The sequence below is a fragment of the Cryobacterium sp. PH31-O1 genome, assembly GCF_030063455.1.
GTDB lineage: Bacteria > Actinomycetota > Actinomycetes > Actinomycetales > Microbacteriaceae > Cryobacterium.
This window is the reverse complement of sequence record NZ_JASITB010000003.1, coordinates 333,251-358,050: the sequence shown is the minus strand read 5'-3', so window position 1 is coordinate 358,050 and position 24,800 is coordinate 333,251. Positions and strand designations below refer to the sequence as shown.

Here is a 24,800-nt window from a genome sequence, read left to right as displayed (position 1 = left end):
GGCCCGGGCCCCGTCCGCCATGAGGCCCCGCGCGCAGGCCCCGAGCCCGGAGGCATTCACGCCCGGAGGCATTCACGCCTGGAGGCACCGAGCCCGGAGTCACTCACGCCTGGAGGCACCCCGCACGGGCCCCGAACAGTGCCCGAACTCACCCGCCTGTAGGGTGGCAAGAACCCCTCTCGACCGAAAGACGAACCATGCCCGATCTCGTTCTTCGCTCCGTGATGCAGCCCGGCGACACGATGCTCTCCGACGTGCACATCGCTGCGGGCATCATCACCCGCATCACACCGGCTACCACCCAAACGGATGCCCCGACCCTCGACGGCCGCACCGTCATCCCCGGCCTCTGGGACGAACACGTGCACCTGACCCAGTGGGCGCTCGCCGGCGCCCGGTTCGACCTGTCCTCCGCAACCTCGGCCCGCGAGGCTCTCGAACTCATGCGTTCGCACGCGGTCGCGCTCGACCGGGGGACTTCCGTCGACGCGTCGGACCGCCCGGCCTCGCAGCGCGACCCCTCGGCCCGCCCAACCCCGCTGATCGGAGTGCGCTTTCGCGATGCCGTCTGGGCCGACGCACCCACCCTGCGCGGTCTCGATGAGGTGACGCACGGGCATCCGACCGCTTTGATCAGCCACGACCTGCACTGTGTTTGGCTGAACAGCGCGGCGGCCGAGCGATTCAACGTGAAAGTCGATGCATCCGGACTGCTGCGCGAACAAGCCGCCTTCAACGTCACGATCGCGCTCGGCCAGCTGCCCAACGCCGAGGTCGACGCGCTCGCCGCCCAGGCCGCCCAACGTGCCGCCGCCCGCGGCGTGGTCGGCATCGTCGACTTCGAGATGACCTGGAACCGCGACGTCTGGCAACGCCGCATCGCCGCCGGGTTCGACGCACTCCGAGTCGACGTCGGCGTCTACCTGGCCGACCTCGACCGCGCCATAGCCGAGCGCATGCACACCGGCCAGAAGATCGCAGACACCCACGGCCTGCTCACCGTCGGGCCGCTCAAGCTTCTCATCGACGGATCCCTGAACACCCGCACCGCATTCTGTGTCGACGAGTACCCGGTCGGCGGGCACGGCGTGCTCACCGTGAGTGAAGACGAGCTCACCGAGATTCTGCGGAAAGCGCGCGAGGCCGGGCTGCTGCCCGCCGTGCACGCCATCGGCGACGCCGCCAACACGGTCGCCCTGAACGCCTTCGAGCGCTCGAACACCACCGGCCGCATCGAACACGCCCAGTTCTTGCAGTCCGCGGATTTCGCCCGCTTCGCCCGCCTCGGCGTCACGGCGAGCGTGCAGCCGGAGCATGCCCTCGACGACCGCGACGCGGTCGAGCTCAACTGGTCGGCCGGCGCCGACCGCGTCTTCGCCCTGCGTTCCCTGCTCGACGCGGGCGCCACCCTCGCCTTCGGATCCGACGCCCCCGTCGCCCCGCTCGATCCCTTCACCGCCATGAGCGCCGCGTCGTCCCGCGCCCGTAGCGACTCGCGCGAACCCTGGCGCCCCGATCAGGTCATCACCCGCAGTCAGGCCCTCGCCGCATCCGCCCGCGGTCGCACCCGCTTACACGTCGGCGACGTGGCCGACATTGCGGTGCTCGACGGCGATCCGCTCACGGTCTCCGACGCCGTCTTCGAGCGGATGCCCGTGGCCGCCACCCTGCTAGCCGGTCGCCCCACCCACGGCGCCGCTCTGCTGGCCCCCTGACCCGGCTCGCACTCGCTCGCGTCACCGAGGTGTGAATCTTGGGCCATTAAGTCGTTGAAATCGCCTGAAACTCACACCTCGGCACCTGTTACCCCTACCCGAACCGCCCCGACACGTAGTCCTCGGTCGCCTGCACTCTCGGGTTCGAGAAGATGGTGGTTGTGTCGTCGTACTCAATGAGCTTGCCCGGCTTGCCGGTGCCCGCAATGTTGAAGAACGCGGTGCGGTCCGACACCCGCGAGGCCTGCTGCATGTTGTGTGTCACGATCACGATCGTGTATTCGCTCTTCATCTCCTCGATCAGGTCCTCGATGGCGAGCGTCGAGATCGGGTCGAGCGCCGAGCAGGGCTCGTCCATCAAAATCACGTCGGGCTCGACCGCAATCGCCCGCGCGATGCAGAGGCGCTGCTGCTGCCCACCAGACAACCCCGATCCGGGACGCGCCAGGCGGTCCTTGACCTCGTTCCAGAGGTTGGCGCCGCGGAGGGCTTTTTCGGTGAGGTCGTCGGCATCCGTTTTGCTCATGCGACGGTTGTTGAGCTTCACGCCGGCCAGCACGTTGTCCTGAATCGACATGGTCGGAAACGGGTTGGGCCGCTGAAAGACCATGCCCACCTGGCGGCGCACCAGCACCGGGTCAACGCCGGGGCCGTACAGGTTGTTACCGTCGATGAGCACTTCACCCTCAACGCGCGCGCCGGGGATGACTTCGTGCATGCGGTTGAGCGTGCGAATGAAGGTGCTCTTTCCGCAACCACTCGGCCCGATGAACGCGGTCACCGTGCGCGGCTCAATCACGATCGAGACGCCCTCGACGGCCAGAAAATTGCTGTAATACACGTTGAGGTCGTTGACTTCGATGCGCTTAGACATTTAAGTCCTTTCTAAGAAGAGTTAGCGGCCCAGCTTGGGCGAGAACCAGTGGGCGATCAGGCGTGCGAGTCCGTTGAGCAGCATGACGATCACGATCAGGGTGAGCGCTCCGGCCCAGGCCCGGTCGATGTATGCCTGCGAATCTGCGCCCTGGTTGGCGTACTGCGTGTACACGAACACCGGCAGCGTCATCATGCGCTCACCGAAGAGGTCGTAGTTCATGCTCGACGTGAAGCCGGCGATGATCAGCAGCGGAGCGGTCTCGCCGATCACGCGGGCGATCGACAGCATCACACCGGTGACGATTCCGGCAATGGATGTTGGCAGCACCACCTTGAGAATGGTCAGCCACTTCGGCACCCCGAGTGCAAAAGCGGCCTCGCGCAGCTCGTTCGGCACGAGTTTGAGCATCTCTTCGCTCGAGCGCACGACCACCGGAATCATCAGCACCGACAGCGCAATCGACCCACCGAATCCAAAGCGGATGCCCGGGTCGTCAAACAACAGCGCGAACAGTGCGAAGGCGAACAGCCCGGCAACGATCGAGGGGATGCCGGTCATCACGTCGACGAAGAAGGTGATGGCCTTGGCGAGCCGGCCGCGACCGTATTCCACCAGGTAGATCGAGGCGAGCAGGCCGATCGGCACCGAGATGAGCGTGGCCATGCCGGTGACCATGAGCGTGCCCACAATGGCGTGCAGCACGCCGCCGCCCGCGCCCACCACGTTGCGCTGCGATTCGGTGAAGAACGTCGGCGTCAGAAAAGCGGGCAGCCCGTTGACCACCGTGGTGTAGATGATCGAGATGAGCGGCAGCAGGGCAATGATGAACGCTGCGGTGACGAGCGCCGTCATCAGCCGGTCCTTGGCCTTGCGTGAGCCCTCGACCAGGCGGGAGAGCACGTAGATGGCAACGCAGTACAGCACGGTACCGAACACGACCGTGCCGACGATGTTGAAACCGTCGACGCTGCCCGAGAGATAGAGCATGGCGAAGATGGCGGCCGACACGGCCCAGCTGCCCAGCAGAATCCACAGCGATGAACGCCGGGGTAGTTTGCCGGCGGTGAGCGAGTTGGTGAGCGGGGCGGCGTCCAGAACGGATGTCATCAGTTGGCTCCCGAAAATGCCTTACGGCTGTTGATGATGGTGCGGGCCAGCATGTTCACGAGCAGGGTGACCACGAAAAGCATCAGGCCGGTCGCGAGCAAGATGTTGACGCCGACGCCGTGCGCCTCGGGAAAGTTCAGGGCGATGTTCGAGGCGATCGTGTTGGAATTCTGTGAGGTCAGCAGTTGGAAGATGACCTCGCGACTGGGCGAGAGCACCATGGCCACGGCCATGGTCTCGCCGAGGGCTCGGCCGAGGCCGAGCATCGACGCCGAGATGATGCCGGGCAGTCCGAACGGCAGCACGGCCATGCGTATCATCTCCCAGCGGGTGGCACCGAGAGCCAGAGCAGCTTCCTCGTGCAGCAGCGGGGTCTGCAGAAAAATCTCGCGGCAGATGGCGGTGATGATGGGCAAAATCATGACGGCGAGCACGATGGCCACCGTGAAGATGGTGCGCCCGGTGCCCGACACCGGGCCGGCGAACGGGGGGAACCAGCCGAACCAGTCCACGAGGTTGGAGTAGAAGGGCTGCACGAGCGGCGCCAGCACGCCGATGCCCCAGAGGCCGAATACGACCGACGGTACGGCGGCGAGCAGGTCCACCAGGTAACCGAGGCCCTGCGCCAGCTTGCGCGGAGCGAAGTGCGAGATGAACAGCGCGATGCCGATGGCGACCGGAACGGCCATGATCAGGGCCAGAATGGCCGAGTAGATCGTTCCGAAGACGAGCGGACCGACGTAGGACCAGAAGTTCGTCGTGTCTCCGCTGAATTCGCCCGGGTCGGCGATAAAAGCCGGCAGGCTCTCGACCAGCAGAAAGATCGCGACGGCGGCGAGCACGGCCAGAATCAGGCCGCCGGCAATGAGGGTGGCCGAGGAGAAGATGCGGTCGCCCGGGCGTTGCCTGGCCTTGATGGTCGTGGCGGCAGCTGTGGTCATGCCGGTCTCCTAAATAGGGTCGGACTGTAGCGTCGTCTTCGTGAAGTTGTGCGAAAACGGGGTGTGTGACGGCTGGACGCAAATGGCCGTACACCCCAGTCTGCCCGATCCGCCCCCGCAGTTGTGCGAGAACGGACCGGGCAGGTGTGTTCGGGTGCTACTTGACGGTCGCGAGAACCGCGGCGACGTTGGCTTCGAGTTCGGCCGTCAGCGGGGCAACACCGGCAGCTTCTTCAGCGACGGTCTGGCCGGCAGCGCTGGCGATGTACTCGATGTAGGCCTTGACGAGCTCGCCCTGGGCGGGATCGGCGTACTCGTTGCAGACGATCGCGTAGCTCACCAGAACCAGCGGGTATTCCGCCGGGTTGGTGGTCTTGCGGTTCAGGTCGAGCGCGAGGTCATCCGCTGCGCGGCCTTCGACGAGGGGCGATCCGGCGACAACCTCGGCGGCAGCCTCGGGGGTGTATGCAACGAACTCGTCGCCGACCTTGAGCTTGGCGGTGCTGAGTGAGCCGGCCTGCGAAGCGTCGGCGTAGCCGATCATGTTCGTGCCGTTGGTAACAGCGTCAACAACGCCGGAGGTGCCCTTGGCGCCTTCGCCGCCGAACGGGAAGGTGTCAGAGGCCTTTTCGGTCCACACGTCAGCCGCGGCCTGGCCGAGGTAGTCGGTGAAGTTCTTGGTGGTTCCCGAGTCGTCCGAGCGGTGCACGGCGTTGATCGTTTCGGAGGGAAGCGTTGCGTCGGGGTTCAGCGCCACGATGGCCTCGTCGTCCCAGGTGGTGATCGCGCCGGAGAAGATCTTGGCGAGCGTGTCAGCATCCATGTTGAGTTCGTCAACGCCGTCGACGTTGAAGATCACGGCGATGGGAGAGATGTAGACCGGGAGGTCGACGGCCTTGCTGTCGGGAGCGCAGGACGCGAAGGTGCCGGCGAGTTCTTCTTCGCTCATGTAGGAGTCGCTGCCGGCGAAGTCGGTGCCGCCGGCGATGAAGGCTTCACGGCCGCCGCCGGAGCCGGAGGGCTCGTAGTTGATCGTGACGCCGGTGTTGGCCGTCTGGAAGCCGGCGATCCAAGCCTGCTGGGCGGCATCCATCGAGGAGGCGCCGGCGCCGTTGAGCGTGCCGGTGAGCGTTGAGGCCGATGCGTCGTCGGCGGGGGTGGCGCCCTCGTTTGCTGCACAGGACGAGAGTGCGAGGCCTGCGGCAATGGCGATGACCGCGGGGCGGCCGAAACGCTTAAAGTTCACGTGTAGTCCCTTTCGAGGGTTTGACAAGACTGTGTTTGCTGATGCAAGCCAGGTGCTGGCCCATGAAAGAGGCTAGGCACACGAAGTAACGCGCCTCCGTCCTGCTGGTAAACGGAAGGTAAACGCGAGATAACGCTTCCCGCGTTCCGCTGGCGCGCTCGTGCAGAGCCGCGCAGCATCCGCTGGTCGAGTTCGTCGAGACCGCCAGCGCCCTCCCGCGAACGGTCTGCGTAAATTAGGCCGTCGCGGGGTACGTCTCTATGGCCAGGATGCCTGCGGCCGGGTTCTCCGACGACAGGTGCACGATCGAGAACCCGCCGGTGTCCAGATCCGCGGCGTCGAACAGCGCCGTCGACGTCTGACTCCCGGTGGCCAGCGCGATCTCGCGCATGATCTCCGGCAGCACCGGTCCGTGGCTGCACAGCACGGCCGTCTTGCGGGCCCGCACGCGCTTGCCGACGACGGTGCGAACATCCGCTTCGCCGCTTTCAAGGGCGTCCTGGCTGATGAGTTCGGTCTGCTTAATCGGGATGCCCGTGGCGGCAGCCAGCGGAGCTACCGTCGTGACGCACCGGGTTGCCGTGCTGGAAATAATGCGCAGCGGGCGCCACGCGGTGACCGTGTCAACCAGGCTCGCTGCCTGCGACACCCCGCGGGCGGTCAGCGGACGACGCGCGTCGGGCCCGGCGCCGGTGCGCGGCGCAGCCTTGCCGTGCCGCAGTGCGATGACCGCGAACGTGCGGGTCACCCCGGCATCGACCAACGACGAGAACGTCTCGAGAATCCCGACATCCGCTGGGTAGCTCAGATAGGTGCGGGCCTTCTTGATGGTGACCCATTCGATCGCGGCGACCTCGCCGTTGGGCACGAAGGTCGACTTTGCGATCGCCTCCGGGGTGATCTCGGCGGCCCAGTAGTGCACGATCTTGGTGCGACCGTCGGGCATGGCATAGTGCGACACCCCCAGCGGAACCCCGAGCGCCACGGCCAGCCCGGTCTCTTCCTCGACCTCGCGCACTGCTGTGCGGGGCAGCGACTCGCCCGGATCCACCTTGCCCTTGGGAATGGTGACGTCGCCGTGCACGGTGCGGTGAATCAGCAGCACGTGCATGCGGCCGTCGATCAGGCGCCAGCAGACGGCTCCGGCGGCGTACACGTCGGTCGACTTCACAGGCATCAGCGACGCCCGGCGGACCGTTTGCGCGCACTGATCTGCTGCATCAACTTGTTCTGCATGTCGCTCAGGTGCACGCCGTTCTCATCGACGTCATGCCGGGTCCAGTGGCCGGTCTCGTCGAGCCACCAGCTCGACGTGCGATCGTCCATGGCCCGTTCGAACAGCGCCTCAATCTCGACCAGATGTTCCGGATCGACCAGTCGCACGAGCGCCTCGACCCGGCGGTCGAGGTTGCGGTGCATCATGTCGGCGCTGCCGATATACACCTGCGTTTCGCCAAGGTTGTGAAAGGAGAAGATGCGGGAGTGTTCCAGGTAGCGGCCGAGAATCGATCGCACCCTGATGTTTTCACTCATGCCCGCGACGCCCGGCTTGAGGCTGCAGATGCCGCGCACCCAGACGTCGACGTGCACGCCGGCCTGGCTGGCGCGGTACAGCGCGTCGATGATGTCCTCGTCGACCATGGAGTTGACCTTGATGCGGATTCCGCTGGTCTTGCCCTCCAGCGCGTTGGCGGTCTCCATGGCGATCTGCTTGAGCAGGGCCTTTCGCAGGTGCAGCGGAGCCACCAGCAGACGCTTGAACTTCTTCTCAATCGCGTAACCCGACAACTCGTTGAACAGGCGGGTGAGGTCCTTGCCAACCTGGGCATCCGCTGTAAGAAGGCCGAGGTCTTCGTAGATGCGGCTGGTTTTCGGGTTGTAGTTTCCGGTGCCGATGTGGCTGTAGTGGCGCAGCACACCCTTCTCGTAGCGCACCACGAGAGCGAGCTTGCAGTGTGTTTTCAGACCGACCAGCCCGTAGACCACGTGCACACCGGCCTTTTCGAGCTTGCGCGCCCAGGTGATATTGGCCTGCTCGTCGAAGCGGGCCTTAATCTCGACCAGTGCGAGCACCTGCTTGCCGCTGTCGGCGGCGGCGATGAGCGCCTCGACGATGGGGCTGTCGCCACTCGTGCGGTACAACGTCTGCTTGATGGCGAGCACGTTCGGGTCGGCCGCGGCCTGCTCCAGAAACGCCTGCACGCTCGTCGCAAACGACTCGTAGGGGTGGTGCAGCAGCACATCACCGCGAGCGACGGCGGCAAAGATGTCTTGTTCGGCGTTTGGCTCGCTTGGCAGCAGCTGGGCGGCCGTCGTCGGTACGTGCTTGACGAAGTGCAGGTCGGGCCGGTCGATGCGCAGGTCGAACAGCCCGCCGAGGTCGAGCGGCGCCGGCAGGTGGTAGACCTCCTGCTCGGTCACGTCGAGTTCGCGCACCAGCAAGCCGAGGGTGACTTCGTCCATATCCTCGGTAATTTCGAGGCGAATGGGCGGGCCGAACCGGCGGCGCAGCAGCTCCTTCTCGAGCGCTTTAATCAGGTTCTCGGTCTCGTCTTCGTCGATCTCGACGTCTTCGTTGCGGGTGACCCGAAACACGTGGTGTTCCAGAATCTCCATGCCCGGAAACAGGTCGCCGAGCTGGTTTGCGATGAGATCTTCGAGCGCGATATAGCGGATGCGCTCGACGGACTCGCTGCGATCCACCCGCACAAAACGCGGCAGCATCGGCGGCACCTTGAGTCGGGCGAACTCCTGCTTGCCGGTCTTGGTGTTGCGCACACGCACGGCCAGGTTGAGCGACAGGCCAGAGATGTAGGGGAACGGATGCGCCGGGTCGACAGCGAGAGGCATCAGCACCGGAAAGATCTGGTTGGAGAAGTACGTGCGCAGCGAGCGGCGGTCGGCGTCACCGAGGCTCTGCCAGTCGACGACGTCAACGCCGGCCGCGGCGAGTGCGGGGCGCACCAGGTTCTGGAAGGCGAGCGCGTGACGGTCCTGCAGGGCGTGGGCGGCCGCCGAGATGTCGCTCAACACGTCTTGCGGGGCCCGGCCCACGTTGGTCGGTACGGCCAGGCCGGTGAGAATACGACGCTTCAAGCCAGCGACTCGCACCATGAAAAATTCGTCGAGGTTGCTGGCGAAGATGGCGAGAAAGTTGGTGCGTTCGAGCACCGGCAGCGACTCGTCCTCGGCTAGTTCCAAAACCCGCTGGTTGAAGGCGAGCCAGCTCAGCTCGCGGTCGAGGTAGCGGTCGTCTGGCAGGGCCGGGTCGAGTTTCTCGATCAGGGGTTCAAAATCGTCGTCGAAGTCTGTGAGACCCGAGTCTGCTTGGGTAGTTTCGCCGTCCATCTGTCCATCCTGACATCCTTGGTCATGCCACCGCGACGAACCGGGTGAACGTCACACGAAATATTCTCAGTGTCCTTGCTTTTTCGGCGTGGCGGCCCGGAAATTTGCCCCGTGTTACGCCTCCGGAGTCGTCGGTGCGGGCGCGCTGCTGGCTAATTCAGAAAAATTCGGGCGTCGACAGTCGGGATGCCACAGTTTTCGGGCCCCAGGGGCGAGGCAGCCGGCCGATTCTCTGAATTCCCCCCCCTTTGTGGCGCATAACTCCTGCAATTTGCGGCCGTAAAGTTTTTCACCCGCGCAATCACGCGAAACTTGCTGCGGCGTTAGAGAATTTGCAGGAGTTATGCGCCCGTGCCCTGTGTGCTGGCAGCTGGATAGCGCGTCAGCCTCGAATTTCAGAGGCGCCGGTACTGCACATCCACGGTGTGATCGGCGAAACCGAGGTTTCGATACAGGTGCACCGGGCCGAGGCTGTCGGCCTCCACGTAGAGCGCGGCCCCGGTGCAGCCGGCGGCGACCAGACGCTGCAGTCCGGCCTGCATGAGCGCGCGCCCGAGTCCGCGGCCGGCGGCATCCGCATGCACCCCGACCACGTAGATCTCGCCAATCGTTCCCTCGACCTTGAGCCAGTTGTAGCCGATCAGGCGGCCGGCAGCATCGCGCAGCAGCAGAAAATCGTCGGCGTTGAACCACGATTCGGCCTGCCGCGCCGTGAGGTCGGCCGCGGTGATCGCGCCCTGCTCCGGGTGTGTCGCAAACACGAGCGCGTTGAGCGCCACCCATTCGGCGTCGTCGATCCCAACTCGAAACGCCGAAATCGTCTCGCCCCCCGCCAAAGCGGATGCCCCCGCCGCGGTTCCTGTCGGGGTCGTTCCGGTCGTGGTTTGGGCAGTTCCCGCCGCCGTTTCGATGCCGTCCCCGGCCCCGATCATTGCTTCGCCCGCCGCAACCAACGGCTTGCGCAGCTCCAACAATGTGCGGGCGGCGACGAACCGCAGTTCGGTCGCGAGCGCCCGGGCTGCCGGGTGATCGCCGTGCGACCAGGCGGTCAGGCCGTTCGGTTCGGTCGCGGCCAGTTCGCGAAAAGCCTCACGGCCATACCCGCGGCGCCGAAATTCCGGGCTGATCACAAGGTCGATCTCTCCGCGCCCACCGAGCGCAGCCCCAACGACGATCTCCTCCGTCAGAACCAAATAGGCGGTGCGCAAGCCGCTCTGCAGGTCGTACAGCGCCTGCTCATTGAACGGCGCGTACCCGTCGAACGCGAGCGCCGCGGCGGCGACGCGGTGAAAGTCGGCCAGCGCCGCGGCATCCGCTGACTCAAGCGCGGAAAGAATTAGGAACCCGCTCATCGTTCTCCTCATGCACATTAAACCGGTACCCCACGTTACGTACGGTGCCGATGAGTGACTCCTGGTCGCCGAGCTTGGCCCGCAGGCGCCGCACGTGCACGTCGACCGTGCGGGTGCCGCCGAAGTAGTCGTAGCCCCAAACCTCACTTAGCAGCTGTTCGCGGGTGAAAACGCGGGACGGGTGCGCCGCCAGAAAGCGCAGCAGCTCGAATTCCTTATAGGTGAGGTCGAGCGGTTTGCCGTGCACCTTCGCCGAGTAGCTCGCCTCGTCGATGACGACTCCGGCCGCGCGAATCGTGTTCGACGGCTCGGTGCGGGCGAGGCGGCCAGCGTTCAAGCGGATGCGTGCATCCACTTCGGCGGGCCCGGCCGTGTCGAGGATGACATCGTCGACGCCCCAGTCGGGGCTGACCGCGGCGAGGCCGCCTTCGGTGATCACGAGCAGCAGGGGAGTGGAGCTGCCCATGGTGCGCAAAATCTGGCAGAGCGACTTGGCCGCGGCGAGATTGCTGCGCGCATCGACGAGAATGAGGTCCGAATCGGGGGCTTTAATGAGCTGGTCTGCCTGGGCCGGAATGAGCCGTGCGCTGTGCGAAAGCAATGCCAGGGCGGGGAGCACGTCATTGTTGGCCGCCGAGGTCAGGATCAACAACTGCGCCACGGGCGCCCTCCAAGTATCTCGAATTTCATACTAGCGTGCCATGGAATGCGCCCGGTCAGGCACAATAGAGACGTGAACTGGCACTGGAAAACGATTGCAACCGTGTGGATACTCGCGATTGTGGGCGCCGTTCTCACCGCGATTCTGGCCACTGCTGCCTCCGCGATCGGCTGGATCGGCCTCACCCTCGCCGTCTGCACTCTCGTCACGCTCGGCCTGCAGATTGCTACCGGTAGTAAAGAGGGCTACGTGAAGCGGGTCACGATGAGTGTCACCGGGGCACTGGTCATTCTCGTGGTCGCAACCGTCATCGTCGCCCTGGTCTGACCGCTCCCGCTAGACTCGCAGCATGGATCTGTTAGCGCTAGAACTTTTCTTCCTCGGCCTGCTCGGACTGGCCAGCCTGTCGATCGCCTGGGTTTCCGGCATCGTTGTGTTCAAGCTATTCCGGGGGCAGCGGTAAGTCCGCATGTTTGACCTCCCGGTCGGTTTGCCGTCCGAACTTGTTCCACTCTCTTGGCTGATCGGAGTCTGGGAAGGCTCGGGCGTGCTTGAGTACAAGATCGGCGACGAATCGGTCAGCCGCACCTTCGGCCACCGCATCAGCTTCAGCCATGACGGCCTGCCGCACCTGAATTACAGCTCCTACACCTGGCTTGAGCCCGCCGGCCCGTCTGATACCGCCGCCCCAGAAACGGATGCCGCCGGGACGGATGCCGCCGCCGGGATGGATGCCGCGTCCGAAGCGGATGCTTCCCTGCCGACACCCCCTTCCGCCAGGACGGACGCTTCTGCCGGGACGCATGCCGCGTCCGGGACTGCCGCCTCCGGGACTGATGCCTCCGGGACTGATGCCTCCGGGACTGATGCCTCCGGGACGGCCGCCGCCGGGACTGCCGCCTCCGGGACTGACGCCTCCGGGACTGACGCCTCCGGGACGGATGGCACCGCCGGGACTGACGCTTCCGCCGGGACGCATGCCGCGTCCGGAACGCATGCCGCGGCATCCGCTGAAGCACGCGCGTCGATCCTGCCGCCCGAGATGTTGTCGGACGAGAGAATTCCGCTGGTCACCGAAACCGGCTATTGGCGCCTGAGCCGGCACCAGGGGGACGGCGACCCTGGCCCCGGCATGCTGCCCGGCACCGGCGAGCGCCCGTTCACCTCGGCCGCGGCCGTGGAAACGCTGCGCAACCGTGATGGCGGCTTCGATATCGAGGTGACCCTCGTGCACCCCGGCGGTGTCGCTGAGCTCTATCTGGGTCAGGTGAAGGGGCCACGTATCGACCTCGCCACCGACGCCGTACTCCGCACCGCGGGTGCGAAGCCGTACGCGGCCGCTACTCGCCTGTACGGCCTCGTCGACAACCATCTGCTCTGGGCCTGGGACATCGCCGCCCTCGGCCAGGACCTGCGCACGCACGCCTCCGGCCGCCTAGCCCGGGTCGAGTAGTCCGCCCCTCTTTTTCGGACGGGGCCCAGGCCCCGTCCCGGGGCCCAGTTTATAAACTGGGCCCGTGTTCATAAGGTGGGCCCCGTCGCGCGGACACGTCCGCCGCACGCGTTCCGCGGAACCGCCGCGTCCCGCATGCATGTTCCGCCCCACCTTCGGACGGGGCCCAGGCCCCGTCCCGGGGCCCAGTTTATAAACTGGGCCCGTGTTCATATGGTGGGCCCCGACAATCCCGGCCGCCCCGAATAAATCGCGCGGCCGTACTGTTGGTACTGATGAACCACGCAGCCGCCCCTCAACCCGGGCCGGCAGAATTGAGCGACATGACTGACCCGGCACTGATCTCCTCCCCGCTGCTCGAATTGCCAGGCGCGGTTCAGGCCGAAGGAATCGACGCGGGCGTCGCCGCCCACTACGGCAACCCCATGATCGAGCAGCGTTCACTCGCCGCCGGCCGTGCCATCGTCGACCTCTCGCACCGCGGCGTGCTTTCTGTCGCTGGCCCCGACCGCCTCACCTGGCTCAACTCCATCGCCAGCCAGGAACTGAAAAGTGTGAACCCCGGTGAATCCACCGAGATGCTGCTGCTCGACCCCACCGGACACCTCGAATACGCCATCCGTTTGCTCGACGACGGCGTGGAAACCTGGCTCCTGGTTGAAGCCGCCGAGCTCCCCGGCCTGCACAAATTCCTCGACCGCATGAAGTTCATGCTGCGCGTTCAGGTCGTCGACCGCACCCTCGCCTACGCCACAATCGGCGCCATGACGGATGCCCCCGCCACCGTCGGCCTCGCCGCCGCCGCCCCGAACGACGTGCCGCTGACCTGGCTGGATCCCTGGGCAGCCGTCGCCCGCGGTGGCTACCAGTACGCCGAAACCCCGGTGCACCCCGGAACCCTCTGGACCTACACCGAGACCCTCGTACCGCGATCGAGCCTGCCCGCCCTGCGTGACGCCATCGCCTCCGGAACCCTGGCCACAGAGTCCGCACCGGCCCCCGCATCCGCTTCATCCGTGAGAATTACCCCCGCCGGACTGCTCGCGCTCGAAGCCCTGCGCATCGCCGCCTGGCGTCCACGCCAGGCCCGGGAGGTCGACGAGAAGACTCTGCCGCACGAGCTGGACTGGCTGCGAACCGCCGTGCATCTGAACAAGGGGTGCTACCGCGGGCAGGAAACCGTGGCCAAGGTGCACAACCTCGGTCACCCGCCGCGCCGCCTGGTCATGCTGCACCTCGACGGGTCAGAGGGCGTGCTGCCCGCCCCCGGCGACCCGGTGCAGGCCGACCGCGTGCGGCCCGAGCAGGAGGCCGAACGTGTCACGGTCGGCACCATCACGTCGAGCGCCATCCACTACGAGCTCGGTCCCATCGCGCTCGCGGTGATCAAGCGCACCATTCCGGCCGCGTCGACGCTCTACGTGCAGTCCGAGGGCATCGCCATCTCGGCCAGCCAGGAGATCATCGTTCCGCAGTCGGCCGGGTCCGTCGCTGACATCCCCCGCCTGCCACGCCTCGGAATTCGCACCCCCGGGCACTAGCCGGCACGCGGCATTCTCGGCGTGAAGGGGCTCCTCACGGCTGCAAAACTGCCGGGGTACCGGAGGCCGCGTTCAGAACTGCGGAAATTCTGGCGCGGGAGCCCCCGAATTCAGCTATTTCGGCCGACAGCAGTGAAATCTCCGCAGTTCTGCACGCCCCGCGCCGTATGGATGCTGCCGCGCGCGCGAAAACGCGGGCGGCGGCATCCGTTTCGGTCGGTTTTCCTGCATTGGCCTCCGTGCGTGAGCGTGCTTTGCAGACCACCCTCGATAGAGTGGGCACATGTCTGCCCCCTACACACTCGTCCTCCTCCGTCACGGCCAAAGCACGTGGAACCAGCAGAACCTGTTCACCGGCTGGGTCGACGTTCGCCTCAGCGAACAGGGCACGACCGAAGCCGCCCGCGCCGGCGTATTGCTGAAAGACGCTGGCCTGCTGCCCGACGTTCTGCACACCAGCCTGCTCTCCCGCGCTATTCAGACCGCCAACCTCGCGCTCGATGAAGCCGACCGCATGTGGATCCCGGTCAAGCGTTCCTGGCGCCTCAATGAACGCCACTACGGGGGGCTGCAGGGCCTCGACAAGGCCGCCACCCAGGCCAAATTTGGCCAGGAACAGTTCATGCTCTGGCGCCGTTCCTACGACACCCCGCCGCCCGTGCTCGACGACTCGAGCGAGTTCTCGCAGGCGCACGACCCGCGCTACGCCGACCTCGGCCCCGACCTTCCTCGCACCGAATGCCTCAAGGACGTCGTCGAGCGGATGCTGCCCTACTGGCAGTCCGACATCGCACCAGATCTCCGCGCGGGCAAGACGGTACTGGTCACGGCACACGGCAATTCCCTGCGCGCGCTGGTCAAGCACCTCGACGGCATCAGCGACGCCGACATCGCCGAGCTGAACATCCCCACCGGAATCCCGCTGGTCTACCAGCTCGGCGAAGACTTGATGCCGCTTGCCCCCGCCCAGTACCTCGATCCAGAGGCCGCAGCGGCCGGCGCGGCCGCCGTCGCCGCCCAGGGCAACAAGAAGTAGGCCCCGCCACGTGTAAGGCCCCCGGAACTCATTCTCCGGGGGCCTTACACGTCATGTCCGCACCCGCTCAGGCCGCATAACTCCTGCAAATTCTCGAACGTCGATTCAAGTTTCGCGTAGTTCCGGGCCTGAAAAATTATGTGCACGCAAATTGCAGGAGTTATGCGCGCGCGACCGCCGTTAATTCACCCGGGCGCGCGCATCCGCCGTGAAGAACTCAGGCGTTGTCGTCCTGGTGCCAGGCTCCGGTGCCGAGGTATTGCACCTTCTTGGCGATCGAGACCGCGTGGTCGGCGAAACGCTCGTGGTACCGGCTGGCGAGGGTCGCGTCGACGGTGTCGGCGGCGAGACCCTTCCAGGTTTCACCGAGCACGGCGTCGAACACGCTCAGGTGCAGGGCATCCACCTTGTCATCTTCGTTGCGAATGGTCTCGGCAAGCTGCAGGTCCTGGTGGGTGAGCAGTTCGGTGAGCATGTTCGCGATGACGACGTCGAGCGCGCCCATCTCGGCGAAGGTGGCGCGCAGTCCCTTGGGAATGACCTTGTCGGGAAAACGGTAGCGGGCCAGCTGGGCGATGTGGGTGGCGAGGTCGCCCATCCGCTCGAGGGAGGCGCTGATCCGCAAGGCGCTAACCACGATGCGCAGGTCGCGGGCCACCGGCTGCTGACGGGCCAGAATGGTGATGGCGAGCTCGTCGAGTTCCACCGAGAGTTCGTCGATCTTCTCGTCTTCGGTGATGGCCTCTTCGGCGAGGCTGACGTCGCTCTCGTTAAACGCGCGGGTGGCCTTGTCCATCGAGATGGCGACGAGGCGCGAAATGTCGACGAGACGTTGCTGAACTTCAGCGAGTTCTTGTTGGAAAACGTCGCGCATGGGGGTGGTCCTTCCTTGCCGCGCGAACACGCACGAGCTAAGTAGCCAGCCTTGGCTACCGGTTTATGATGTCGAATTCAGGTTAACGGCAGGTGCCGCTCACTTGAACACTTTCTAAAGTACAGGGCGCAGGCGGGCTCCGCTGCAAACGACAACCAAGGACTGTCAGTAATCTGTAGAGATGGAATCGACGTGGCTGGTGTTGCTGTCGCTGGCACTGGGACTCGGTGTCGGTGCCGGGTTCGTGTCGCTGCTGCACGTGGCCGAGCGTCACGGGCGCCGCGCGTCCGAGGTGGTCAATCCGGCCGTGCCCGACGGCATCGATCAGGTGCTCGACGCCCTCGAGACCGCCGGCGTCGTACTCGACCCGTCCAACAACGTCATCAAGACCAGCCCGGGTGCGCTCACCCTCGGCCTGGTCTGGAATCAGCAACTCGTGCACCCGGAACTGCTCGAACTCGCCCGCCAAGTGCGGCAGACCGGCGAACCGATCAGCGAAGACCTCGTGTTGTCCCGCGGCCCGTTCGGCGACGCCAGCATGCGCTTTCGGGTGCGTCTGGCCCGGCTGGGAACCCGCTACGTGCTGCTGCTGGCCGAGGACCGCACCGAGGCCTTCCGCCTCGACGAGGTGCGCCGCGACTTCGTGGCCAACATCAGCCACGAGTTGAAAACCCCCATCGCCTCCGTCGGGCTGCTCGCCGAGGCGCTCGACAAGGCAGCGGATGAGCCGGCGCAGGTTCGCCGTTTCGCCAACCGGTTGACGACAGAGTCGGCACGGCTCGGTCGCCTCACCCAGGAGATCATCGAACTGTCGCGGCTCCAGGCGCAGGACGCCCTGGCCGAGCCGGAGAATCTCAATGTCGACGACATCGTCGCCGCCGCGGTGGACCAGAGCCGGGTCGTCGCCGAGGCCGAACGCATCACCATCGTCATCGGCAAGAAGTCCGGCGCCCGGGTCTTCGGCGACGAAGCCTTACTCACCGTGGCCGTGCACAACCTCGTCGCCAACGCGGTGAACTACTCGGCCGAGGGGTCACGGGTCGGCGTCGGTGTGCGTCTGCAGAAGGGGATCGTCGAGATCACCGTGACCGACCAGGGCGTCGGCATCGCGGAGGCCGACCTCGACCGGGTGTTCGAGCGGTTCTTCCGGGTCGATCAGGCCCGCTCCCGGCACACCGGAGGCACCGGTCTTGGCCTCTCCATCGTCAAGCACGTCGTGCAGAACCACGGCGGCGACATCCGCGTCTGGTCGCAGCCCGGCAGCGGATCCACTTTTACCATCCGCCTCCCCGAGGCGGCAGAGCCCGTTATCGAACCACGTCCGAAAAAAACGCGACCGGTCGCCCGTGCGGCCGCAGGAGACACACTATGACACGCATCCTCTTGGTTGAAGACGAGAGCGCTTTAAGCGAGCCGTTGAGCTTTCTGCTCGAACGTGAGGGCTATGAGGTCGTCGTTGCCGAAGACGGACCGAGCGCGATCAGCGAATTCGACCAGAACGGCACCGACCTGATCCTGCTTGATCTCATGCTGCCGGGTATTCCGGGCACCGAGGTGTGCCGGGAGATTCGCACCCGCGCGGCCGTGCCCATCATCATGCTCACCGCGAAGGATTCCGAAATCGACATCGTCGTGGGGCTCGAACTCGGTGCAGACGACTACGTCACCAAGCCGTATTCCACCCGAGAACTCGTCGCCCGTATCCGCGCGGTGCTGCGCCGGCATGAAGACCAGAGCACGACCGAGGCCGACAGCATGCTTGCCGCCGGCACGGTGCGCATGGACGTGGAGCGGCACGCCGTGACGGTGTCCGGCGAGCTCGTGAACATGCCTTTGAAAGAGTTCGAACTGCTCGAATTTTTGCTGCGCAACGCCGGGCGGGTGCTCACCCGCGGCCAGCTCATCGACCGGGTCTGGGGAACCGACTACTTCGGTGACACGAAAACGCTCGACGTGCACATCAAACGCATCCGCTCACGCATTGAAGCGGCGCCGTCGGAGCCGGTCATGCTGGTCACCGTGCGCGGCCTCGGCTACCGCTTCGAAGCGTAGAAACAACTCAGGCCGCCGTCCCCGAGGGGATGGCGGCCTGATCGGTGCCCGGCGGTTACGCGGCGGGCGTGGCCGTCGGGGTCGGCGTTTCTGAAGGCGTTTCCGAAGGCGCCTCTGAAGGCGCCTCTGACGGCGCGATCGTCGGCAGCAGGGACGAATATTCGTCCTGCGTGCCGGAGAGCACGGGCAGCAGCAGCTCGACGCCGGTCTCCTCGCCGTATTGGAAGAACACCGGGAACAACGAGCCGGGCTGGCTGTCGATATTCTCCAGAACGACCGAGGCCGCGCCGTCGGTTCCGAAGGTCACCGTTGTGTTGGCCTCGACCGGGACGTTTTGCGACACCTTGCCGGTGCTCGACTCGTACTGCACGAGCAGGCTTTGCAGGGTGTCGGTCGGGTTCACGACGGAGACGACGAGGTTGGCCAGTTCACCGTCACTCGAGAGCAGCAGAGCGTTACGAATGTGAATGTCGCCCACGTCGCCGCTGACTCCGTCACTCGCGTTGTACTGAATCAGGGTGGCCTGCGGTGCGAAAAACCCGCACGCGCTCGTGCCCAACAGAATGCCAGCCGCCAATACAACGGATGCAGCGATGCGCGCTCTCACAAGACCTCCACTTACTAAAAGCAGCGCTCGGCGCTGCAGAAATTCTCTTTGTCACTAGCTTAGCGGCGTGTTTGGGCGCGCGATTGTCGTCGGCGGGCCTCGCGGGGGCGCGCGTACTGTAGCACCTCTAAGCTGTGGTATCCTAGAATTTGCTGAAGGGATCACATCCATGCTGTTTGAGGTTGGCGAAACCGTCGTATATCCCCACCACGGCGCTGCGATGATCACCGAGGTGAAAACCCGCATCATCAAGGGCGAAGAGAAGCTGTACCTCAAGCTGAATGTCACCCAGGGCGATCTCACCATTGAGGTTCCCGCCGAAAACGTTGACCTGGTCGGCGTGCGCGATGTGATCGGCAAAGAAGGCCTCGACAAGGTCTTCGAAGTGCTGCGCGCACCATTCACCGAAGAGCCAACCAACTGGTCTCGCCGGTACAAAGCCAATCTTGAGAAGCTGGCCAGCGGTGACGTGATCAAGGTGTCGGAGGTCGTGCGCGACCTGTGGCGCCGCGATCAGGACCGTGGACTGTCAGCCGGCGAGAAGCGCATGCTGGCCAAGGCCCGCCAGATTCTCATCAGCGAGTTGGCCCTCGCCGAGAAGACCGACGAAGAGAAGGCATCCATTGTTCTCGACGAGGTCCTCGCCTCCTGACCACTTCTTTTCGTGAGGGGCGGCGCCGCAAGGTGCCGCCTTTTGCATGTTCGTTTCCCATCGCCTGATCCCCAGATAGATACCCTCAAGTCATGACTGTTTCCCCCGCATTACCCGCAGCGCCCAAGGTCGCCGTCATCGTCGTCGCTGCCGGCAGCGGCAGCCGCCTCGGCCACGCAGAACCCAAAGCATTCGTTTTGCTGCATATGCGCCCGCTGCTCGAGCACGCCTTAGATTCCATTTTCGACATGAACGAACCGGCGCAGATCATCGTCGTCGCCCCCGGCGACCGGGTAGCGGATGCCCGCGCCATCGCCGCCCACGCTGCCGCCCGCCACACTGCCGCCCGCCACGTCACCTTCGCCTCGGCGCTGTCAATCGTCGCCGGCGGACGCACCCGCCAGGAATCGGTCGACCACGGCCTGAGCGCCCTGCTGCCGAGCATTGACGTCGTGCTCGTGCACGATGCCGCTCGCGCCCTCACGCCCGCAGCCCTCTGCGACCAGGTCGTCGCGGCCGTGCGCGCCACCAGGCACGGCATCATTCCCGGGCTGCCCGTGGTCGACACCATCAAGCGCGTCGCCGCCTCCGGTGCCATCCTCGGAACCGTCGACCGATCCGAACTCTCCGCCGTACAGACCCCGCAGGGGTTTCCGCGCGCCATGTTCGAGGCCGCCCGCACCTGGGCTGCGGCGAACGGCCGGTTCGAAGCCCTCACCGACGATGCAGCGCTCGTCGCCGACGCCGGGCACCCGGTGACCGTCATCGCTGGGCATCCGCTCGCCTTCAAGATCACGACGCCCGAAGACCTCGAACGCGCCGACCTGATTCTGCACGCGGCAACGCCGCCGCCCGTGCTGCTGCCGCGCATCGGCACCGGCCTCGACGTGCACGCCTTCGCCGCTGACGACTCGACCGAACTCTGGCTGGCTGGCCTGTTCTGGCCGGGGGAGAAGGGCCTCAGCGGACACAGCGACGGCGATGTCGCCGCCCACGCCATCTGCGACGCCCTGCTCGGCGCGGCCGGACTCGGCGACATCGGCAGCATCTTCGGCACGGCCGACCCCCGATTCAGCGGCGCCCACGGCGACGTCTTTCTCATCGAGACCCTGCGCCTGGTGCGCGCCGCCGGCTACCTCGTCGGCAATGTCTCGGTGCAGATCATCGGCAACCGCCCCAAGTTTTCGCCGCGTCGGGCTGAGGCCGAAGCGCGACTGTCCGGCATCCTCTCGGCTCCGGTCAATCTCGCCGCGACCACAACGGATGCGCTGGGCTTTACCGGGCGCGGCGAAGGCATCGCCGCGACGGCGACCGCGCTGCTCTACCCGGCACCATCTGCTGCGCCATCTGCTGCGCCAGGGACGGGTCAGACCCCTGACCTAAACTGGGAGGCGTGACCATGCAACTGTACGATTCGAAGGCCCAGGCCTTGCGTGATTTTGTGCCCCTCGAAGCGGGACAGGTCTCAATGTACGTGTGTGGACCCACCGTGCAGTCCAGCCCGCACATCGGTCACCTGCGCAGCGCCCTGGTCTACGACCAGTTGCGTCGCTGGCTCAGCTACCGCGGCCTCAACGTCACCTTCGTGCGCAACGTCACCGACATCGACGACAAGATCCTGATCAACGCGCAGGGCTCGAGCGAGCAGTGGTGGGCCCTCGCCTATCGCTTCGAGCTCGAGTTCACCGCCGGCTACCAGCGCCTCGGCATTCTTGCTCCCAGCTACGAGCCGCGCGCCACGGCGAGCATCTCCGAGATGCAGACCATCATCGCCACTCTGATCGAGCGCGGTCACGCTTACGTTGCCCCCGACGCGTCCGGCGACGTCTACTTCGACAGCGCGAGCTGGGCGGCCTATGGCGCGCTCACCCACCAGTCGCCCGGCAATATGGAGGCGGCAACGGATGCCTCCCCGCGCGCCAAACGCGACCCGCGCGACTTCGCCCTGTGGAAGGGCGCGAAGGAGGGCGAACCGGCCTCGGCCGCCTGGCCCTCGCCGTGGGGCCGGGGCCGCCCCGGCTGGCACATCGAGTGCTCGGCCATGGCCGCCCGCTACCTCGGCGACCACTTCGACATTCACGGTGGCGGACTCGACCTGCGGTTTCCGCACCACGAGAACGAACTCGCGCAGTCGAACGCGGCCGGCAGCGACTTCGCGAACTATTGGGTGCACAACGGCCTGGTCAACGTGAACGGGCAGAAAATGTCCAAGTCGCTCGGCAACTCGGTCTTCGCGGCCGAACTTCTCGACCAGGCCCGCGCCATCGTCGTGCGCTATTTTCTCGGCGCCGCGCACTATCGCTCGACCATCGACTACAACGACGGATCGCTCGCCGAGGCTGAAGCAGCCCTCGAGCGTGTCGAAAGCTTTCTCGACCGCGCGGACCGCCGGTTAACCGGCACCCGGTTCGCCGGGAGCGGCGTCGAGGTTGTGCCCGAGGATTTCGCCACGGCCATGGACGACGACCTCGCCGTTCCGCAGGCGCTCGGCGTGCTTCACGACACCGTGCGTGCCGGCAACGCCGCGCTGGATGCCGAAGACCTTCACGCTGCAGCATCCGCTCGCAGTGAAGTACTCGCGATGAGCGAAGTGCTGGGAATCAACCCTTTGTCGCCCGGCTGGGCCGTGGCAACAGACGAACCGGCCATGGTGGCCCTGAGCGCGTTGGTCGAGCGACTGCTCGGCGACCGCACCCGCGCCAGGGACAACCGCGACTACGCGGCCGCAGACCGAATCCGGGACGAACTCGTCGCCGCCGGAATCACCATCGAAGACACCCCGTCGGGTGCCCATTGGAGCTTTGACTGATGAAGAATCTAGACCGCAAATCGCGTACCGGAGCGGTGCGCAAGGGCAGCCGCGGGGCCCAGGTCGGCTCTGGCGGCCAGGGCCGCCAGGCGCTCGAGGGCAAAAAGCCCACCCCCAAGGCTGAAGACCGTCCGTATCACCCCGCCGGCAAGCGTAAGGCGGCGGCCGAGCGGTTCACCGCCGCCGGTGGTTTCAACTCCCGCCCCGCAGCGGATGCCTCCGCCAACCGTGGCGGTTCGGCCGGCGGTCGTGGCGGCACGCCTCGCGGCGGCGCCCGCGGAGCCTCGCAGGCCCCCCAGCGCGGCACCGGCAACAGCGGCGGCGGCGGATCCTCAACCCGTCGCGCGAAGCAGATCGACGAGCACGAGATCGTCACCGGGCGCAACTCGGTGCTCGAGGCGCTGCGCGCGAAGATTCCCGCGCTGACTCTCTACATTGCCGCGCGCATCGAAATGGATGAGCGGGTCAAAGAGGTGCTGCTCATGGCGACGAGCCGCAACATCCCCATCCTCGAGGTCATGCGCCCCGAACTCGACCGCCTCGCCGGTCGCGACGCCGTGCACCAGGGACTCGCGCTCAAGGTGCCCGCCTATGAGTACGCGCACCCGATGGAGCTGCTCGAACTCACCATCAGCCGCGGCCACAAGCCGTTGTTCGTGGCCCTGGACGGCATCACCGACCCGCGTAACCTGGGCGCGATCATCCGCTCGACCGCTGCGTTCGGCGGCCACGGAATCATCGTGCCGCAGCGTCGCTCGGTCGGTGTCACCGCTTCGGCCTGGAAGACCAGCGCCGGAGCCGCGGCACGCACGCCCGTTGCCATGGCGAGCAACCTCACCCAGACGCTCAAGGCGCTCAAGGCGCAGGGAGTGTTCGTGCTCGGCCTCGACGGAGACGGCGACGTGTCGCTGCCCGATCTCGGCACCGGCTTCGCCGAGCGCCCCATCGTGATCGTTGTTGGCAGTGAGGGCAAGGGCTTGTCCCGCCTCGTCACCGAGACCTGCGACGCAATAGTCTCGATTCCCATCAGCGCGGCGACCGAGTCGCTCAACGCCGGAATCGCCGCCGGAGTCACCCTCTACGAGGTGGCCCGTCTCCGCGCCCAGATCAAGCAGGCCAAGGCCGCCGCCAAGCTCTAGCCTCCGCCGCTCTTTCTTTGGACGGGGCCCGGGCCCCGTCCACGGGCCCAGTTTATAGACTGGGCCCGTGGTCATAGGGTGGGCCCGGCGGCCACCACGATTGCGTGAATGTTCCGACCAGTGCCCGTCCTCCACAGCGGATGCTTCCGCCCGTTTTCCCCAGATCCGTCGACGTCCCAGCATCCCCCTCTCGAGCATGGCGACAATTGGCCATGCTTGAGATTCTGGATGTTCCCAGCGCCCCCAACGGCGGTCTGATTCTTGCCGAGTCCCTGTGGGCTGCGGGTCTGAACACCCGTGCCGTGCGCGCGCTACTTGCGAATGGTGAGCTGGTGCGCATCCGCCGCGGAGTTTATACCTTGGGGGACACCTGGCGCAGGGCCGAGAGCGCCGACCACTATCGACTATTCGTTCGCGCCGCCGTGGTCACGGCCGAGCAACCGCTTCTGCTCTCTCACCTGTCTGCGGCAGCGCTGCACAATCTGCCCATTATCGGACCCTGGCCGAAAGTCGTGCACGCGATCAACAACGACACAGCCGGGGGTAGCAGCGCCCGATTCACCACGAGCCATCGAAGCGTGGTCGAGCCGGAGCCGGTCACGATAAACGGATGCGCCGCCACCACCCTCAGGCGCACGCTCATCGATGTGGCGGCCACCTCCAGCTTTCTCGTCGGGGTCACTATGATGGACCACGCCCTGCGGGTGGAGCAGGAGCGCGCGCAGCGGGAGTGTTGGCAGGGTGGTCTCATTGCGCCCGCACTTTCCAAAGACGATCTCTACACGGAACTGGCGATGGTGCATCCGCGCCGTGGAAGTCCGAAGGTGCGTCGGGTCATCGACTTCGCAAATGGTCTGTCTGCCAATCCTGGCGAGTCGTTGAGCCGGGTGCGCATGGCCGAGTTGGGCTTCGAGATTCCCGAACTTCAGGTGCGCTTCGTCGTGCAGGGCCGGGAGTACTGGGTCAACTTCTTCTGGCGCGGTGTGCGTAAAATCGGCGAATTCGACGGCAAAATCAAGTACTCCCGGGGCGTGATACTGGGCGACCGGCATCCGGGCGATGTGGTCATCGCCGAGAAGGATCGAGAAAACGTACTGCGTCCAGAAGTCACCAGCTTCGACCGCTGGGACTGGGACACGGCTTACTCTCCCCGCCTATTCTACGAATTCATGATCCAGCACGACGTTCCGCGCGCCTAACCAGGCAGCGGATGCGTCCCGTGCGCACTCCGACCACGCCGTTTCCGTCGCCTCGGCTACTGGGCCCACCTTGTGGCCCGGGGCCCAGTTTGTAAGCTGGGCCCGTGGACGGGGCCCGGGCCCCGTCCGCATACACTGCGCGTGAGGGCCACCGCTCCGCACCGGTGAGCGGATGCCCGAGCGGATGCCGA

21 protein-coding genes and 2 pseudogenes are annotated in these 24,800 nt (G+C 65.8%); 13 read left to right on the top strand and 10 right to left on the bottom strand.

Annotated elements, in window-relative coordinates; all coding sequences use genetic code 11:
• The first annotated feature begins 197 nt into the window (after positions 1–197).
• Positions 198–1,715: an amidohydrolase gene (locus QMK31_RS08930; RefSeq protein WP_283500593.1), complete on the top strand. Its 1,518-nt coding sequence runs from the start codon at positions 198–200 to the stop codon at positions 1,713–1,715.
• A gap of 94 nt (positions 1,716–1,809) precedes the next feature.
• On the opposite strand, the gene pstB is transcribed toward QMK31_RS08930, so the two are convergent.
• The 8 genes from pstB to QMK31_RS08890 form a co-directional block, all read right to left on the bottom strand.
• Positions 1,810–2,589 carry a phosphate ABC transporter ATP-binding protein PstB gene (pstB, locus tag QMK31_RS08925; protein ID WP_283500592.1) on the bottom strand — a complete coding sequence of 260 codons (780 nt, stop codon included), beginning with the start codon at positions 2,587–2,589 and terminating at the stop codon, positions 1,810–1,812.
• Positions 2,590–2,610: 21 nt separating this feature from the next.
• Positions 2,611–3,699: a phosphate ABC transporter permease PstA gene (gene pstA / locus QMK31_RS08920; RefSeq protein WP_283500591.1), complete on the bottom strand. Its 1,089-nt coding sequence runs from the start codon at positions 3,697–3,699 to the stop codon at positions 2,611–2,613.
• Positions 3,699–4,640 (bottom strand): phosphate ABC transporter permease subunit PstC, encoded by a 942-nt coding sequence (gene pstC, locus QMK31_RS08915; protein ID WP_283500590.1) that lies wholly within the window; start codon positions 4,638–4,640, stop codon positions 3,699–3,701. The genes pstA and pstC overlap by 1 nt, the downstream gene beginning before the upstream one ends.
• A 157-nt stretch (positions 4,641–4,797) precedes the next feature.
• Positions 4,798–5,886 (bottom strand): phosphate ABC transporter substrate-binding protein PstS, encoded by a 1,089-nt coding sequence (gene pstS, locus QMK31_RS08910; RefSeq protein ID WP_283500589.1) that lies wholly within the window; start codon positions 5,884–5,886, stop codon positions 4,798–4,800.
• Between the two features lie 235 nt (positions 5,887–6,121).
• A complete protein-coding gene (locus tag QMK31_RS08905; protein WP_283500588.1) occupies positions 6,122–7,063 on the bottom strand; it encodes an NUDIX hydrolase in 942 nt (313 codons plus the stop codon).
• The gene (locus QMK31_RS08900) at positions 7,063–9,234 is read right to left on the bottom strand and encodes an RNA degradosome polyphosphate kinase (protein WP_283500587.1); all 2,172 of its coding nucleotides are present in this window, start codon (positions 9,232–9,234) and stop codon (positions 7,063–7,065) included. The genes QMK31_RS08905 and QMK31_RS08900 overlap by 1 nt, the downstream gene beginning before the upstream one ends.
• 395 nt (positions 9,235–9,629) lie before the next feature.
• A complete protein-coding gene (locus QMK31_RS08895; RefSeq protein WP_283500586.1) occupies positions 9,630–10,586 on the bottom strand; it encodes a GNAT family N-acetyltransferase in 957 nt (318 codons plus the stop codon).
• Positions 10,555–11,247: a response regulator transcription factor gene (locus QMK31_RS08890; RefSeq protein WP_283500585.1), complete on the bottom strand. Its 693-nt coding sequence runs from the start codon at positions 11,245–11,247 to the stop codon at positions 10,555–10,557. Before QMK31_RS08890 ends, QMK31_RS08895 begins: the two co-directional genes overlap by 32 nt.
• A gap of 72 nt (positions 11,248–11,319) precedes the next feature.
• Here QMK31_RS08890 and QMK31_RS08885 point away from each other — a divergent pair, with 72 nt between their 5' ends.
• From QMK31_RS08885 to QMK31_RS08870, 5 genes and pseudogenes are all read left to right on the top strand, one after another.
• Entirely contained in the window at positions 11,320–11,574 is a 255-nt protein-coding gene (locus QMK31_RS08885; RefSeq protein WP_283500584.1) for a hypothetical protein, read from the top strand.
• Between the two features lie 142 nt (positions 11,575–11,716).
• Positions 11,717–11,896: pseudogene (locus QMK31_RS17245) on the top strand (heme-binding beta-barrel domain-containing protein); the annotation flags it as partial.
• 402 nt (positions 11,897–12,298) lie between these two features.
• Positions 12,299–12,700 (top strand): annotated as a pseudogene (locus tag QMK31_RS17240) (heme-binding beta-barrel domain-containing protein); the annotation flags it as partial.
• Positions 12,701–13,014: 314 nt separating this feature from the next.
• Entirely contained in the window at positions 13,015–14,241 is a 1,227-nt protein-coding gene (gene ygfZ, locus QMK31_RS08875) for a CAF17-like 4Fe-4S cluster assembly/insertion protein YgfZ (RefSeq protein ID WP_502852841.1), read from the top strand.
• 283 nt (positions 14,242–14,524) lie between these two features.
• Entirely contained in the window at positions 14,525–15,277 is a 753-nt protein-coding gene (locus QMK31_RS08870; RefSeq protein ID WP_283500581.1) for a phosphoglyceromutase, read from the top strand.
• A gap of 217 nt (positions 15,278–15,494) precedes the next feature.
• On the opposite strand, the gene phoU is transcribed toward QMK31_RS08870, so the two are convergent.
• Positions 15,495–16,151 carry a phosphate signaling complex protein PhoU gene (gene phoU / locus QMK31_RS08865; protein WP_283500580.1) on the bottom strand — a complete coding sequence of 219 codons (657 nt, stop codon included), beginning with the start codon at positions 16,149–16,151 and terminating at the stop codon, positions 15,495–15,497.
• A 181-nt stretch (positions 16,152–16,332) separates the two neighbouring features.
• Between phoU and QMK31_RS08860 the strand changes: the two genes are divergently transcribed.
• Both QMK31_RS08860 and QMK31_RS08855 read left to right on the top strand, forming a co-directional pair.
• Positions 16,333–17,523 (top strand): sensor histidine kinase, encoded by a 1,191-nt coding sequence (locus tag QMK31_RS08860; RefSeq protein ID WP_283500579.1) that lies wholly within the window; start codon positions 16,333–16,335, stop codon positions 17,521–17,523.
• The gene (locus tag QMK31_RS08855; protein ID WP_283500578.1) at positions 17,520–18,203 is read left to right on the top strand and encodes a response regulator; all 684 of its coding nucleotides are present in this window, start codon (positions 17,520–17,522) and stop codon (positions 18,201–18,203) included. The genes QMK31_RS08860 and QMK31_RS08855 overlap by 4 nt, the downstream gene beginning before the upstream one ends.
• Before the next feature lie 55 nt (positions 18,204–18,258).
• On the opposite strand, the gene QMK31_RS08850 is transcribed toward QMK31_RS08855, so the two are convergent.
• Positions 18,259–18,810, bottom strand: coding sequence for a hypothetical protein (locus tag QMK31_RS08850; RefSeq protein WP_283500577.1), 552 nt, complete (start codon positions 18,808–18,810; stop codon positions 18,259–18,261).
• A 169-nt stretch (positions 18,811–18,979) separates the two neighbouring features.
• Between QMK31_RS08850 and QMK31_RS08845 the strand changes: the two genes are divergently transcribed.
• The 5 genes from QMK31_RS08845 to QMK31_RS08825 all read left to right on the top strand — a co-directional run bounded on the left by QMK31_RS08845 (position 18,980) and on the right by QMK31_RS08825 (position 24,609).
• Positions 18,980–19,462, top strand: coding sequence for a CarD family transcriptional regulator (locus QMK31_RS08845; protein ID WP_283500576.1), 483 nt, complete (start codon positions 18,980–18,982; stop codon positions 19,460–19,462).
• Positions 19,463–19,554: 92 nt separating this feature from the next.
• Positions 19,555–20,859, top strand: a complete 1,305-nt coding sequence (ispD, locus tag QMK31_RS08840) for a 2-C-methyl-D-erythritol 4-phosphate cytidylyltransferase (protein ID WP_283500575.1) — start codon at positions 19,555–19,557, stop codon at positions 20,857–20,859.
• The gene (gene cysS / locus QMK31_RS08835) at positions 20,856–22,271 is read left to right on the top strand and encodes a cysteine--tRNA ligase (RefSeq protein ID WP_283500574.1); all 1,416 of its coding nucleotides are present in this window, start codon (positions 20,856–20,858) and stop codon (positions 22,269–22,271) included. Before ispD ends, cysS begins: the two co-directional genes overlap by 4 nt.
• Positions 22,271–23,410, top strand: coding sequence for a 23S rRNA (guanosine(2251)-2'-O)-methyltransferase RlmB (gene rlmB, locus QMK31_RS08830; RefSeq protein ID WP_283500573.1), 1,140 nt, complete (start codon positions 22,271–22,273; stop codon positions 23,408–23,410). Before cysS ends, rlmB begins: the two co-directional genes overlap by 1 nt.
• 212 nt (positions 23,411–23,622) lie before the next feature.
• Positions 23,623–24,609, top strand: a complete 987-nt coding sequence (locus tag QMK31_RS08825; protein ID WP_283500572.1) for a type IV toxin-antitoxin system AbiEi family antitoxin domain-containing protein — start codon at positions 23,623–23,625, stop codon at positions 24,607–24,609.
• Positions 24,610–24,800 lie beyond the last annotated feature (191 nt).

Coding starts and splice junctions, on each gene's coding strand:
- QMK31_RS08930 (WP_283500593.1), top strand. CDS start 198: ATGCCCGATCTCGTTCTTCGCTCCGTGATGCAGCCCGGCGACACGATG.
- pstB (WP_283500592.1), bottom strand. CDS start 2,589: ATGTCTAAGCGCATCGAAGTCAACGACCTCAACGTGTATTACAGCAAT.
- pstA (WP_283500591.1), bottom strand. CDS start 3,699: ATGACATCCGTTCTGGACGCCGCCCCGCTCACCAACTCGCTCACCGCC.
- pstC (WP_283500590.1), bottom strand. CDS start 4,640: ATGACCACAGCTGCCGCCACGACCATCAAGGCCAGGCAACGCCCGGGC.
- QMK31_RS08905 (WP_283500588.1), bottom strand. CDS start 7,063: ATGCCTGTGAAGTCGACCGACGTGTACGCCGCCGGAGCCGTCTGCTGG.
- QMK31_RS08900 (WP_283500587.1), bottom strand. CDS start 9,234: ATGGACGGCGAAACTACCCAAGCAGACTCGGGTCTCACAGACTTCGAC.
- QMK31_RS08895 (WP_283500586.1), bottom strand. CDS start 10,586: ATGAGCGGGTTCCTAATTCTTTCCGCGCTTGAGTCAGCGGATGCCGCG.
- QMK31_RS08870 (WP_283500581.1), top strand. CDS start 14,525: ATGTCTGCCCCCTACACACTCGTCCTCCTCCGTCACGGCCAAAGCACG.
- phoU (WP_283500580.1), bottom strand. CDS start 16,151: ATGCGCGACGTTTTCCAACAAGAACTCGCTGAAGTTCAGCAACGTCTC.
- QMK31_RS08860 (WP_283500579.1), top strand. CDS start 16,333: ATGGAATCGACGTGGCTGGTGTTGCTGTCGCTGGCACTGGGACTCGGT.
- QMK31_RS08855 (WP_283500578.1), top strand. CDS start 17,520: ATGACACGCATCCTCTTGGTTGAAGACGAGAGCGCTTTAAGCGAGCCG.
- QMK31_RS08845 (WP_283500576.1), top strand. CDS start 18,980: ATGCTGTTTGAGGTTGGCGAAACCGTCGTATATCCCCACCACGGCGCT.
- ispD (WP_283500575.1), top strand. CDS start 19,555: ATGACTGTTTCCCCCGCATTACCCGCAGCGCCCAAGGTCGCCGTCATC.
- rlmB (WP_283500573.1), top strand. CDS start 22,271: ATGAAGAATCTAGACCGCAAATCGCGTACCGGAGCGGTGCGCAAGGGC.
- QMK31_RS08825 (WP_283500572.1), top strand. CDS start 23,623: ATGCTTGAGATTCTGGATGTTCCCAGCGCCCCCAACGGCGGTCTGATT.